Origin of the sequence: Novacetimonas hansenii, assembly GCF_014843995.1 — a bacterium.
Taxonomy (GTDB): domain Bacteria; phylum Pseudomonadota; class Alphaproteobacteria; order Acetobacterales; family Acetobacteraceae; genus Novacetimonas; species Novacetimonas hansenii.
The window spans coordinates 2,943,815-2,957,777 of record NZ_CP062147.1; the positions used below are offsets into that span (position 1 = coordinate 2,943,815).

Annotated in this window: 11 protein-coding genes; 2 read left to right on the top strand and 9 right to left on the bottom strand. The window is 62.9% G+C overall.

Annotated features, from left to right (window positions below; genetic code table 11):
* Window positions 1-106 precede the first annotated feature (106 nt).
* From IFJ82_RS12840 to IFJ82_RS12855, 4 genes are all read right to left on the bottom strand, one after another.
* A complete protein-coding gene (locus IFJ82_RS12840) occupies window positions 107-946 on the bottom strand; it encodes a segregation and condensation protein A (RefSeq protein WP_048859157.1) in 840 nt (279 codons plus the stop codon).
* A 79-nt stretch (window positions 947-1,025) separates the two neighbouring features.
* A complete protein-coding gene (locus IFJ82_RS12845) occupies window positions 1,026-2,033 on the bottom strand; it encodes an SPOR domain-containing protein (RefSeq protein ID WP_192264837.1) in 1,008 nt (335 codons plus the stop codon).
* Complete coding sequence (gene argS / locus IFJ82_RS12850) at window positions 2,030-3,832, bottom strand: arginine--tRNA ligase (RefSeq protein ID WP_075596013.1); 1,803 nt, start codon at window positions 3,830-3,832, stop codon at window positions 2,030-2,032. The genes IFJ82_RS12845 and argS overlap by 4 nt, the downstream gene beginning before the upstream one ends.
* 106 nt (window positions 3,833-3,938) lie before the next feature.
* A complete protein-coding gene (locus IFJ82_RS12855) occupies window positions 3,939-5,120 on the bottom strand; it encodes a deoxyguanosinetriphosphate triphosphohydrolase (RefSeq protein ID WP_192264838.1) in 1,182 nt (393 codons plus the stop codon).
* A gap of 131 nt (window positions 5,121-5,251) precedes the next feature.
* Between IFJ82_RS12855 and IFJ82_RS12860 the strand changes: the two genes are divergently transcribed.
* Both IFJ82_RS12860 and IFJ82_RS12865 read left to right on the top strand, forming a co-directional pair.
* Window positions 5,252-5,620 carry a HesB/IscA family protein gene (locus tag IFJ82_RS12860; RefSeq protein ID WP_062808642.1) on the top strand — a complete coding sequence of 123 codons (369 nt, stop codon included), beginning with the start codon at window positions 5,252-5,254 and terminating at the stop codon, window positions 5,618-5,620.
* A 6-nt stretch (window positions 5,621-5,626) separates the two neighbouring features.
* Entirely contained in the window at window positions 5,627-6,409 is a 783-nt protein-coding gene (locus IFJ82_RS12865) for an exodeoxyribonuclease III (protein ID WP_192264839.1), read from the top strand.
* A gap of 491 nt (window positions 6,410-6,900) precedes the next feature.
* Here IFJ82_RS12865 and IFJ82_RS12870 read toward each other — a convergent pair whose 3' ends face one another.
* The 5 genes from IFJ82_RS12870 to IFJ82_RS12890 all read right to left on the bottom strand — a co-directional run bounded on the left by IFJ82_RS12870 (window position 6,901) and on the right by IFJ82_RS12890 (window position 13,958).
* On the bottom strand, window positions 6,901-7,794 hold the full coding sequence (locus IFJ82_RS12870) for a cell envelope integrity EipB family protein (RefSeq protein WP_062808640.1): 894 nt from the start codon (window positions 7,792-7,794) through the stop codon (window positions 6,901-6,903).
* Between the two features lie 4 nt (window positions 7,795-7,798).
* Complete coding sequence (gene aspS, locus IFJ82_RS12875) at window positions 7,799-9,616, bottom strand: aspartate--tRNA ligase (protein WP_040511565.1); 1,818 nt, start codon at window positions 9,614-9,616, stop codon at window positions 7,799-7,801.
* 140 nt (window positions 9,617-9,756) lie between these two features.
* Window positions 9,757-10,857 carry an S-methyl-5-thioribose-1-phosphate isomerase gene (gene mtnA, locus IFJ82_RS12880; RefSeq protein WP_003617988.1) on the bottom strand — a complete coding sequence of 367 codons (1,101 nt, stop codon included), beginning with the start codon at window positions 10,855-10,857 and terminating at the stop codon, window positions 9,757-9,759.
* Between the two features lie 471 nt (window positions 10,858-11,328).
* Window positions 11,329-13,197: a molecular chaperone HtpG gene (gene htpG, locus IFJ82_RS12885; protein ID WP_192264840.1), complete on the bottom strand. Its 1,869-nt coding sequence runs from the start codon at window positions 13,195-13,197 to the stop codon at window positions 11,329-11,331.
* Window positions 13,198-13,322: 125 nt separating this feature from the next.
* On the bottom strand, window positions 13,323-13,958 hold the full coding sequence (locus tag IFJ82_RS12890) for an NUDIX hydrolase (protein WP_192264841.1): 636 nt from the start codon (window positions 13,956-13,958) through the stop codon (window positions 13,323-13,325).
* Window positions 13,959-13,963 lie beyond the last annotated feature (5 nt).

Sequence of the window (13,963 nt, forward strand, 5' to 3'; positions counted from 1 at the left end):
CCGTCATCCCCATGGGATGCGCGATCCCGCGATGGCACATCCATGGCGGACCCACCGGACAGTGGCAACCGGGGTGCGGCAGGGTCCTCATCGGGCGGGATTGTCGTCATGCCGTCTGCACTCCTGTCTCCAGTATTTCGGCCTGCGGGTTACGGCGCAGTTCAATGCGGCCGAATTCCTCGTTCTGGCGTAATTCTATGATCCCGCTCTTGGCCATCTCCAGCGTAGCAAGCAGCGTGCCCGCCACCGCCGCACGCTGCTGCGCACGGCGTTCGTCCTCCTGCGGTGCGTCCATCCGCCCCGCCTCACGCGCGGTGGGCAGGAACGCATCCAGGCCGCACCAGTCAGGCACCATGTCCGCGCCCAGAAGGTCACGCAGGCGGCGCAACGCATCCTGCACCGTCCAGAAATGGAACTGCCGCGGGCGATAGGCACGCTTGCGCGCATGCCGCCGCATGGCCGTCATGTAACCACGCATCAGTTGGGCGATATCCACCGCAAGGCCGGAGCGGTCGACCTCCACAAGGTCTTCGGCCTCCCCACGTTCAAACACGTCATGCCCGAGGCAGGGCCGCGCCCCAAGCCAGCGCGCCAGCAGACCGATCCGTTCGAGTTCCACCAGCCGCGCCTGCAATGCGCCTGCCGCCTCCTCCGCATCCAAGGCATCCTCGTCATGCGCGGGCAGCAGCAGGCGTGATTTCAGCCACGCCAGCCACGCCGCCATGACCAGCCAGTCGGCCGCAAGTTCCAGCCGCAGGTCACGCACGGAATCGACTACGGCAAGGTACTGCTCCACAAGCTGGAGGATGGAAATGCGCGACAGGTCAACCTTCTGCGCACGCGCCAGCTCCAGCAGCAGGTCCATCGGCCCGTCGAACCCGTCAAGGTGCAGGACCGGGGACATCACGACCGGCGCATGCCCCTCCGCCGTGGCCGCATCCTCCATATCCCCCCGGTCCCCCACGTCCTCAGCGGACATGGGGGCATTCCCGGCGACCGGCATGAAAAACGATCATGCCGCAGGCTCAGAACCGGACCGGGTTACAGGCCAGTCCGTGCGCCTTGACCTGCTGGCAGAAGGCAGAAGCCTGCGCGGTGGAGGCGAATCCCTTGACACGCAGGCGATAGAACACAGTCCCGTTATGCTCGGCGCGGACAATGGCGGGCTGGCGATCGCCAAACAGGGAGGCATACTGGCTTTGCAGCCGTCCCCAGCTTTTCCGGGCTGCCGCCTCGCTGTCGAGTGCCGCGAGCTGCACGCCATACTGCCCGCCCGCCGCATGCGAAACGGCACCATGATGCGCGCCGGACGGCGCGGCAGCGGGGGCATGGTCATCTTCATCCGATGCCCCGTCCGCCTCCTCCGTCGCCTGCGGCGCGGGCTGCGGGGGTGCAACGGCAGGGGTGGCAGCAGCAGGGATGCTCGCAGCGGTGGATGGCGCCGCCCCCTCCTCTGTCTGCGCCGAAGCCAGCGGCGTGGCCTGCACGCCCGGCGCGGCGGCGCCTGCCTGTGCCGGGGCGGGGGTTGCCGGTGCCTCCGTCTGCCCATACTGGCGGGCCATGGCGTCGGGGCGCGGCTGTTCCGGGCCGGGGGCCATATGCGCGCCGTCGCCGCCACCATCCCCCACGCCTGGGCCATCAGCGCCCAGCACCTGCATCCCGCCCGGGTCCGCCGGTTTGACACGCAACGCACCCGGCGGCGGACCAATTACGGGAATGCCGTTCTGGTGATGGCCAAACAACGACCACCCGCCCACGAACACGATCAGCAGCCCCCCAAGGCCCGCCGCCCCGAACAGCAGCTTGCGCGTCATCGGGTCGTTGCCACCCAACAACCCCGAACCCAGCAGCCCGCTTACGGTGGACATGATCCCACGCCCACGCACGCCACGGCGGTCCGCCCCGGATTCGGGCGGTTCCATGGGCGCACGCGGGGCGTCATCCTCGTCCCCGTAATCGGGGCTCATGCGCTCACGCTCGCGGTTGATCCGATCCTCGTGCGGGTTACGATCGGTGGGGTCTGCTGAACTCATCGCATCTCCTTGACCGGCTCGACACCAAGGACGCGCAGACCCGAACGGATCACACGCGCCGTGGCTTCCACCAGTGCCAGTTTCGTACGCGTCAGTTGGGCGTCATCCTCATGCAGGAAACGCAGGGTGGCGTCATCACGCCCACGGTTCCACAACGCATGGAAATCCGCCGCCAGTTCCTGCAGGTAAAAGGCGATGCGATGCGGTTCATGCGCGATGGCCGCACTTTCGACCACGCGCGGCCACTGTGCCATGCGCCCCAGCAGCGCCAGTTCCGCATCCGACGACAGCCCCGACAGATCAAGCGCGGCCAGCGCCTCCGCCGACAGGTCGCCCGCAAGCCTGCCCGCCTGTGCCAGTTCGGCCGCGCCACGCAGTACGGAGCAGCAGCGCGCATGGGCGTACTGCACGTAAAAGACCGGGTTGTCGCGGCTTTGCGCCACAACCTGGTCGAGGTCGAATTCCATCTGCGCATCGGCCTTGCGCGTCAGCATCGTAAAGCGCACGGCATCGCGCCCGACCTCGTCAATCAGGTCACGCAGGGTGACGAATGTGCCCGCACGTTTGGACATGCGCACCGGTTGCCCGTCACGCACAATGCGCACGATCTGGCACAGCAGCACGTCAAGTTCAGGCTTCCCATCCTGCCCCAGCGCCGCGACGGCGGCCTTCATGCGCGTGACATAGCCCCCATGGTCCGCGCCCCACACGTCAATCAGCACATCGGCCCCGCGCGCGATCTTGTCCGCGTGATAGCCGATATCATTGGCGAAATAGGTGTTCGACCCGTCGGACTTACGCAGCGGACGGTCCACGTCATCACCGAATTCGGTGGAGCGGAAGAGCGTCTGCGGTCGTGCTTCCCAATCCTCGGGCAGCTTGCCCTTGGGCGGTTCCAGCACACCTTCATAAATCAGGCCCTTGGCCGTCAGGCGGTCGATGGCACGGTTGGTTTCCCCATCCGCAAGGATCTTCGCCTCGCTGGTGAAGACGTCGTGATGCACGCCCAGTGCTTCGAGGTCCTCGCGGATCATGGCCATCATGCGCGCCACCGTTTCGGTCCGCACGGTCTGCATCCAGACATCCACCGGTGCGGGCCGACCACCATCGGCCGCCAGCGACGTGCCATGACGGGCGGCCAGTTCCTCGCCCACGGGCACGAGGTAATCGCCGCCATACTGGATGCCGCCGGGCACGAGGGCTGCGAATTCATCCTGCGTCAACGTGGTGCCGATCGCCTGCAGGTAACGCCAGTATGCAGCCCATGCCAGCGCCGTGACCTGCGCCCCGGCATCGTTGATGTAATATTCCTTGGTCACGCCATATCCCGCCTTCGACAGCAGGTTCGCCAGCGCGTCCCCCACCACCGCGCCACGGCAGTGCCCGACATGCATCGGCCCCGTGGGATTGGCGGAGACATATTCGACATTGACCTTCACACCGTCACCCACATGGCCATCACCATAGGAGTCGCCGGCACGCAGCACCTGTGCCGCGACCTCCTGCAGGACCGCCGGGGCAAGCTTCAGGTTCACAAATCCCGGCCCTGCCGCCTGCGCCGCGGTGATACCGGGCACGGATTCGAGCACACGGGCCAGGTCCGCCGCGATGTCGGCGGGTTTGCGTCGCGCGACCTTCGCCACCAGCAGCGCCGCATTCGTCGCAAGGTCGCCATGCGATGGATCGCGCGTGGGCGTGACCTCCACCCGCGCCACGATGGCGGGGGGCAGATCGGGCACGACCTGGCCCAGTGCCTCGCGCACATGCGAAAGATAGCGGACGAACAGACTGTCAGACATGTGGTGCGGTTTCCCAAAATTGACACCCGGAGCCACAGGCCCGGAAAACATAACGCGGCACACAGGCCATATCCCGAAACGGGGCATGGCATGATGCCATGCTGTTTCACCCCGGCGAGGACAGGTCCGTCAACCGCCGATATTCCTCCATCGCCAGACGGTCGGTCATCCCGGCTATATAATCCGCCACGACCCGGTGCGCATCGGCCATCTTTTTGGCATCACGCGCCGCCAGCGCATCTTCGCGCCAGCCATCGGGCAGCAGCGTCATGTTTTCCGACAGGATGGTGAAAATCGATTCGACCGTCAGCCGCGCCTTGCGCGTCATGCGGTTTACCCGCCAGTGGCGATACAGCCGGGCATACAGGAACTTGCGGATTTCCAGATTCGCCGCGCGCATCGCCTCGCTATATGCCACCACGGGATAGGGTGCATGGCGGATGTCATCGGCACAGGTGGGCGACAGGCGTTCCAGATTACGCTGTGTCTGTGCCGTAAGGTCGGTGGCCAGCACGTTGATGACCCGGCGGATCGTCTCGTGCCGCAGGCGTGGGTCATTCGCCCCGCACCGTTCGGCCCCGACCTCGCGCTGCACCAGCCGTGCCTGGGCCAGGGCATCGCCCACCACGGGCAAATCCTCCAGATCGGGCAGGTGCAGCAGACCCGCGCGCAGCCCGTCATCAAGGTCATGGGCGTGATAGGCGATATCGTCCGACTGCGCCGCGACCTGTGCCTCCGCCGAAGCAAAACTGCCAAGTTCCAGCCCGTGGCGGGCGGCATAATCGGCGACATAGGCCGTGGGATGGTCCACCGGCCCGTTATGCTTGGCCAACCCCTCCAGCAGTTCCCATGTCAGGTTCAGCCCGTCAAAAGCAAAATAATGCCGCTCCAGCATCGTCACCAGTCGCAGGGACTGCGTATTATGATCGAACCCGCCCCATGGCTGCATCGCCGCCGACAATGCCTCCTCCCCCGCATGGCCAAAGGGGGTGTGACCGACATCATGCGCCAGTGCCAGCCCTTCGGTCAGGTCTTCGTCAAGGTGCAGCCTGCGTGCGATGGAACGCGCAATCTGCGCCACCTCCAGCGAATGTGTCAGGCGGGTACGGAAAAAATCGCCTTCGTGATTCAGGAATACCTGCGTCTTGTATTGCAAGGTCCGGAAGGCGGCGGAATGGACGATGCGGTCCCGATCGCGCTGCCATGGCGTGCGCGTGGGGGCTTCGGCCTCCTTGTGAAGGCGGCCGCGCGCGGTCGCGATCTGGACAGCATAGGGGGCGACACTCATATATACCTCTATCCCGCATGAAGGCCGGGCGCGATGGCCGCGCATCCGTCCTTTGTCCGATAACCTGCCCCGGACGCGATGGCTACCATGCCGCCACGTTCGCGGGTTCCGTCACACGATGGTGATACCCGATGGACAAGACCACCGACCACCCCACCCCCGCCAGTTTCCGCGTCTCTGACGGTGCAATCAGGCGCCTGCGCGAAATCATCGACGAACAGGGCGAAGCCTCCGCCACGCCGCCGGGCCTGCGGGTTTCCGTTCTGGCGGGCGGGTGCAACGGGTTCCAGTACAAATTCGCGCTGGAAACCGCCATCGCCCCCGACGACATCGTCATCCCGGCGGGGGAGACACATGTGATCGTCGATCCTGCCAGCCTCGACCTGCTTGAGGGCGGGGAACTTGATTTCAAGGATAGCCTGATGGGCGCGCACTTCACCATCCGCAATCCGCAGGCGACCTCGTCATGCGGATGTGGCACCAGTTTCTCGGTTGACTGACGCCCAATGAAATTCGCCACCTGGAACGTCAATTCCATCCGCCAGCGCCACGACCATGTCCTGCAATGGCTGGAACGTGAACAGCCCGACCTGATTGGCCTGCAGGAAATCAAATGCATCGAGGACCAGTTCCCCGCCGATGCGTTTCGCAAGGCCGGATATGAAAGCGTGGTCGTCGGGCAGAAAAGCTATAACGGCGTCGCCATCCTGTCGCGCGTGCCGTTCACGGTGACGCACCGTTCCCTGCCGGGATGGGAATGCGAACCACCACAGGCGCGCTATGTCGAAATCCGGACAGAGGCACTGACATTTGGCAACCTTTACCTGCCCAACGGCAATTCGGGCGGGAAAGCGGGCTATGACAACAAACTGGCCTTCATGGCGGCACTGGCGCGACATGCACGTGACCTGCTGCATGCGGGCACGGACTTCGTGCTGACGGGGGATTACAATGTCTGCCCGACGGACGAAGACCTCGCCCCCGGCGCATTGCCCCCCGATGATGCACTGGTGCGCCCGGCATCGCGCGCGGCCTTTCGCACGCTGTTGTGGCTGGGGCTGACCGATGCGTTGCGCGCGCTGCATCCGGTGGGACGTTTTTATACGTTCTGGGATTATCAGGCAGGCGCATGGCAGCGTGACAGCGGGTTACGCATCGACCATGCCCTGCTGTCGCCCCGCGTGGCCGAACGGCTGCTGAGCGCCATCCCCGACCGGGAAGAACGGAACATGACGCAGCCTTCCGACCATGTCCCGCTGATTGTCACACTGCGCGACGCGGTGGCCTGAAAGAAATATTCAAAGAAATATTCCCGGATATGCGGGGGCCATTGCACACATGAAAGAACCGGGCGCCCCAGCCCCCGCAGAACGCAGGGCGCCCGCCCCATGCATCGTGATCTGCTGAAGCAACTGTTGGAACATGCAGGTCACGTCACAGGCTGAATAATAAAAGTTTCTGGCAATGCGTTTGCCAGAACGCGTTAAAGGGCGTTGCCTGATTGGAAAACGGCAATACCCGGTAACTTTTATCATTCCTTATCAATGGATTATTTTCATAAGGACAGATAAGAGACTGTTTGAAAAGTCAGGCTCGATAACATCCTGAAATCATAAAAGTTTTTGGTGAAGCTTTTTGAAAAAAGCTTCAGAAGACGCCGCCTTTTTCGATCGAACGGCGGCACCAAAAAACTTTTCTTTTTTCATCAATGAGTTGTTCTCAGACACTCTCTAATATCTTTGGGCAAGGGGTGGGGACAAAGCCCACCCCTGCCTGTCCTTTATGGCGAATGCGGCGTCACCATGACGGAGCAATGACGCGGCGCAGGCAGCGGGGTAAAGGTGCGCAACGTGCCGCGCATACGGAATTCCCCGAAATTCATGTCCAGCCGGTCCGATACGCCATTTTCAAAATATCGCATGCCGATATCGAAATCCGGCGGCATGTCGTGCGTCGCATGGTCGTAATAGGCCACATGCGTCGCAACCGACCCCAGATGTGCCAGCGCGGGGATATCCGTCTGTGCCGGCGGTGGCTTCCACCCCATCAGGACAATGAAGGTGTCGATGGCCCCTTTTTCCGTGGTGCCATCGAACAGGACAGGTTCGATGGTGGCCTGTCCCGCGCGTCCGGCGGCGATGATCGCGCGGGTATGCGCCACAGGAAACAGCGTACCCGCCGCAAGGGGGACGACGCTTACGCCCGGTTGGGTATAACGCACCTGACCACCGGTGGCTGTCATCGTCGCCTCGCCACTGATCTTCTGTTCCGTCACGCCACTGCCGTATTGATGGGTGCGAAAGACCATGTGGCCACCGTCCTTGTCCTCCAGCACGGCGTAATCGGTACGGATTTCCGTCTGCACGCCACTGCGCGATGCAGTCTGCAGGTTAAGTTCCTGCTGCGTGGACCATGCGGAACATGCATCGGACAGCACATAGGTCATGCTGCCACTTGCAGAGACGATCTGACCACCACTGACGGATTGCAGCGTCAGGTCATATACCGCGCGATGTGGCGTCAGTGGTGTCGGGGTTTCCGCCCCCCTGGCCGGGGGCATCAGCCCCAGAACCAGCCCCATCGCCATTCCTGCCGTCACCATCCGGGCCGCACCCATGCACACGCCCCGCCAGCGTGGCGCGTTCATGACGCAGGCCCGGATGGCACGATGCATGCCGTCAGTCTTTCTTTGGGGTTTCGGAGGTTTTCACGACTACCGGCTTTGGCTTGGGCAGGTCCAGCGCCAGCGACAGTTCTTTAAGGCGTGCGCTCTCCACCGGGGCGGGCGCGCCCATCATCAGATCCTCGCCCTGCTGATTCAGCGGGAAGAGAATGACCTCGCGGATATTGGGTTCATCAGCCAGAAGCATGACGATACGGTCCACACCCGGCGCGGACCCGCCATGCGGCGGCGCGCCATAGCGGAAGGCGTTGAGCATGCCGCCAAAACGGGCCTCGACCTCGCTTTCGGGATAGCCCGCGATCTCGAACGCACGGATCATCACATCAGGACGATGGTTGCGGATCGCACCCGACGACAGCTCGATACCATTACATACGATGTCATACTGGTAGGCCTTGATCGTCAGCGGGTCCTGCTTTTCCAGTGCTTCCATCCCGCCCTGCGGCATGGAGAACGGATTATGGGAGAAGTCGATCTGTCCCGTATCCTCGTTTCGCTCGAACATCGGGAAGTCCGTGATCCAGCAGAAACGGAAGGCATTTTCCTCGATCAGGTCAAGTTCAGTCGCAATGCGCGTGCGCACCAGGCCAGAGAACCTGGCGACCTCATCCCCCTTGCCCGCGGCAAAGAAGACCGCGTCGCCTGCCTTCAGGCCCGTCTTGTCACGGATGGCGGCGATACGTTCGGGCTCAAGGTTCTTGGCGATCGGCCCCTTGCCGCCATCTTCGGCGAAGATGATATAGCCAAGGCCACCGGCACCGACTTCACGTGCCCAGGCATTGAGCTTGTCAAAAAACGCACGCGGCTTTTCCCCTGCGCCGGGGGCGGGGATGGCGCGCACCTGACCGCCATCGGCGACGATACGGGCGAACAGGCCGAATCCGGATTCTGCAAAGGAGTCCGTGACATCGGAAATCTTCAGCGGGTTGCGCAGGTCGGGCTTGTCGCTGCCATAGACTTCCATGGCGGTGGCATAGGGAATGCGCTCAAACGGGGCCTTGCTGACGATACGCCCGCCGCCGAATTCACGAAACACCCCTTCCATCACCGGCTCCAGCGTCGCGAACACATCTTCCTGCGTCGCGAACGCCATTTCGAAGTCAAGCTGGTAGAATTCGCCCGGTGAACGGTCGGCGCGCGCGGCTTCGTCGCGGAAGCACGGCGCGATCTGGAAATAACGGTCGAAGCCCGCGACCATCGCCAACTGCTTGAACTGTTGCGGGGCCTGCGGCAGGGCATAGAACTTGCCCGGATGCATGCGCGCGGGAACAAGGAAGTCGCGCGCGCCTTCGGGCGAGGACGCCGTCAGGATGGGCGTCTGGAATTCGACGAACCCCAGATCGGTCATCCGCCGACGCAGGCTTGCGATCACCTGCGCGCGCAGCATGATGTTGCGATGGACCTTTTCCCGGCGCAGGTCGATATAGCGATAGGTCAGGCGCAGGTCCTCGGGGTAGTTTTCCTGCCCTGCGACCTGGAACGGCAGCACATCGGCCGCCGACTGCACATCAATCTGCTGGGCGCGGACCTCGATATCCCCTGTCGGCAGGTTCGGGTTTTTCGTCGCGGCGTCCCGCAGGACAACTTCGCCCGTAATGGTCAGGACGCTTTCGACGCGGATCTTTTCCGCAAGTTCCAGCACAGGCGATCCCGCCGGGATCACGATCTGGGTCAGGCCGAAATGGTCGCGCAGATCAATGAACAGCAGGCCGCCGTGATCTCGCTTGCTGTGTACCCATCCGGAAAGGCGGGCCGTCTGCCCGGCGTCGCTGGCCCGCAGGGCCGCACAGCTATGGGTACGATAGGGATGCATGATCTCGTCCTGTCCAACCTGTTTCAGGGGTGCCGGGCGGCCGTTACAGCCGTCCGTTCCCGCAGGCGCGACAAAGCCAATCTGCCCCGCGCTGTCAAGTTCGGACACCCCTGTAACGCCGCACGGGCGTTTTTTTTCACTTATACATATTCGGGGAACAGGTCACACAACCCATCCGCCGTGGCGCTGCAACGCCCACGTTCGGTAATCAACCCCGTCACAAGGCGTGCTGGCGTCACATCGAATGCGGGATTTGCCGCACCGCTGCCCTGTGGCGTCAACTGCACCGTTTCGACCTGCCCCGCCCCCGTCAGGCCGGAGATATGGGTGACTTCGGCACTTGCACGCTCCTCGATGGGGATTTCACGCACGCCGTCCGAAATGCTCCAGTCGATGGTGGTGGAAGGCAGCGCGACCCAGAACGGCACGCCATTATCCGCTGCTGCCAGTGCCTTGAGATAGGTGCCGATCTTGTTGGCGACATCACCGTTACGTGTCACCCGGTCGGTGCCCACGATCACCAGATCCACCTTGCCATGCTGCATCAGGTGGCCGCCCGCGTTATCCGCGATGACCGTGTGCGGCACGCCATGACTGCCCAGTTCCCATGCCGTCAGCGATGCACCCTGGTTGCGCGGGCGGGTTTCATCCACCCACACATGCACATCAATACCCCGGTCATGCGCCATATAGATCGGGGCCAGCGCAGTGCCCCAGTCCACGGTTGCGATCCATCCGGCATTGCAATGGGTCAGGATATTGACCGGTCCTGCGGCATTGCCCCGCGCGCGATGGAGTTCCTCGATCAGTTCAAGGCCCAGCCGGCCTATGGCCTCGTTCTGGATCACGTCCTCATCACAGATGCGCCCCGCCTCGTCATAGGCGGCGGCCACACGGTCGGCAGGAGCAAGCAGACGCAGCCGCGTCAGCATCCGCCCGATGGCCCACCCCAGGTTGACCGCCGTGGGACGTGTCGCGGCCAGCATCGCCGCATCACGTTCCATTGCGGTATCGGAGGCATCCACCCGCAACGCCAGCGCCAGCCCATAGGCCGCAACCGCGCCAATCAGCGGCGCGCCACGCACCTGCATGGTGCGTATGGCATGGGCGACCTGCCCACATTGCGTCAGGCGCAGGATGTCCAGCGCCCATGGAAGCCGGGTCTGGTCAAATATCCGCACCGACCACCCGTCATCGGGGTCAACCCAAACGCTGCGATACGAGACATCGTTGATTTTCATGCGTCGTTTGCCGTTGTCAAAATCAGGAACTTACCATTCATCAGGGGCGTGCAAGGAAGCATCCGCGCGACATGTATTCAAGCCCCGATCATACCAACGGGCCATCATCACGCAGTCAGCCATCACCCGCGCACCGGTTAACATGCGTCATGCGAAAATATCAGCGATATTTCCAAAGCGTACCCCGCCAGACATTGCCTGCCATACAGTGCCCGCCATGACAGTGCCCGCCGGGAAACTTCCTCGGCCATTGTATGATGCCGAAGACGTTTTTGGGGAAGCTTTTTACGAAAAGCATCAAAAGAACGCTGTCTTTCGTAAACGAATATATCTGCGGGGCGTGTGTATCGCCATCACCGCACCATGCGCGAACCATCCCGCCCGCCCCCGCATGGTGCGACGGGCAAAAAAATATCCCGCCATGCATGACGGCATGACGGGATATCGCACCATGACGGGCCGGGTGGCGCGTCAGCCAGCCTTTACGGCCACCTTCGACAGCAGAGCCGTCAGACGCTGGGCAAAGCGGGTCGGGTCTTTCGGGCTTTCACCATCCTGGATGCGGGCCATGTCCATCAGGATCAGGGCAAGATCCTCAATCGACTCCCCGGCCTTCACGCGCTGCGCCAGTTCATGGATCAGCACATGGCGCGGGTTGACCTGCAATACGGGCGCCGTATCGGGCGTTTCCTGCCCGCTGCGCCGCATCAGGCGGATCATCTGCAGATCCGGGCCATTTTCGGCGGCACCCAGCACGACCGCACTGTCCACCAGCCGATTCGTCGCCTTCACATCGGACACCGCATCGCCCAACGCTTCCTTCAACGCAGGCAGGACGGACTCAAGGTCGCTCTTTTCCTCGGCCGTTTCCTCCGCCGCGCCAAACTTCTCAAGGTCGGCGTGGAACTGGCTGATATTACGCAGCGGCGTATCCTTGTAGACACCCAGCCGGTCGGGCCAGAAGGAATCCACCGCATCCGACAGCAACAGCACCTCGATCCCGTGCGCGCGGAACCCTTCGAGCTGCGGCGAGGATGACAGCATTTCCGCGCGATCCCCCGTCAGGTAGTAGATCGCCTCCTGCTCCGGCTTCTTACGCTCCAGATACGCATCCAGCGTGGTCCAGCCATCCTGCGTGCTGGAACGGAAACGCGCGATGGTCGCCAGTTCGGTGCGATGCTCGGCATCGTCCCAGATGCCTTCCTTGAAGGTCGGGCCGAAATTATCCCAGAACCTGTCGAAATCCGCCTCGTCCTTGGCGCGGGTCTTCAGTTCGGAAATCACGCGATTGGTCACGGCCTTGCGGATACGCGCCAGCACCGGCGTCGCCTGCAACATCTCGCGCGAGACGTTGAGCGGCAGATCCTCCGTATCGACAACGCCGGTTACAAAACGCAACCATGGCGGCAGCAGCCCGGCTTCGTCCGTGATGAACATGCGCCGCACATGCAGGCGGATCTGGCTTTCACGCACGGGTTCGCCGAATTCGAACGGCTTGCTGCCGGGGATGAACAGCAGGGCGGAAAATTCCAGCGTTCCTTCGGCATGCCAGTGCAACGTCGCCCATGGCGTGTCGAAGTTGTGGCTGACATGACGATAGAACTCGTTAAGCTGTTCTTCGTCGATTTCGCCACGGCCCTTGCGCCACAGGGCGGTACCCTTGTTGGCGGTGGTTTCCTCGCCTTCCTTGACGATGCTGATGGGCCACGAAATATGGTCCGCCCATTTGCGCACAATCGTCTCAAGCTGCCACGAATCAAGGAAGTCGTCGGCATCTTCCTTGATATGCAAGATGATGTCCGTGCCTGCCTTCTCCCGCGTTGCGGGGGAAATGGTATAGTTCCCCTTGCCCGTGGAGGACCAGCGCCAGGCCTCGTCACTGCCGGCGCGGCGCGAGATCACGTCCACACGGTCCGCCACCATGAACGCGGCATAGAAGCCAACACCGAACTGCCCGATCAGGCTGGGCTTTTCCTCAGGCTTGGCCTTTTGCAGTTCCTCGCCAAACGCACGGGTGCCCGACCGCGCGATGGTGCCGAGGTTGCGCGCCAGTTCGTCCTTGTCCATGCCCGCGCCATCATCGGTAATGGTCAGCAGGCGTGCCTCCTTGTCGGGATTGATTCGGATCTTCGCATCATCCGGCAGGGCGCGCGCACCATCGGTCAGGGCCTCGAACCGGCGCTTGTCCGTCGCATCGGCGGCATTGGCCACCAGTTCGCGCAGGAAGATTTCCCGTTCGGAATAAAGGGCATGCACCACAAGGTCGAGAAGACGCCCGACCTCGGCGCTGAATTCATGCTGTTCGCCCCCGGCGGCGGGCGCGGCTGTCTGTTCTGTCATCTTTTTACCTGTTCTCCAGCTTCAGTAGTCGGCCGAACTGTCATGGGTTACGATATGGAAATCTTCATGCCCGATTTCAATGCCCTATGCCCAGCGCATTACAGAGTGTGACCCGTAGGGCGGGATCAGTCGTAATAGGTCGGCAGGGCCGGGTTGGCGGCATAATCGAACATCGCATCGACCTGCGCATGCAGCACGCGGCCCAGAGAGAGGTCCGCAGGGATTTCATCGCGCGCGAACCATCCGATTTCCGATGTTTCCGCACTGATGGTGGGCACACCCCCCAGCAGTTCGCACAGGAAACATAACGTGTAACACGAAAACGGTCCCGGCGGGTGCGCCTGCCGCGCACGGTCCCATACCGCCGCCAACCGGGTGGCGCGCACGATATAGCCGCTTTCCTCGTACACCTCCTTGACCGTGTTTTCCGCAGGCGAGAGGTTCACGTCAGCCCATCCGCCCGGCAGGGTCCACCGCCCGTGGTCCAGCACCTCACGCACCAGCAGGATACGGCCGCACGCATCGAACACCGCCGCGCGTACCGTCGCCTTTGGCGTTGCATAACCGCGCTGGGCCGCGAACAGGTCCGCAATCCGCGGGGCGGGTTCGTCGCTGCCCATCGCCATCATGCGCACGGCGACGTCACGCACGACCTCGTAACGTTCCCGGTCAAATGGGCTGCCATCGGCATAGGCAAGACCGCTTTGCGCGATGGCCTGCAATTCGCGTGCAAGTGACAGCCATTGCGGTTCGTGGGTCATGGGCC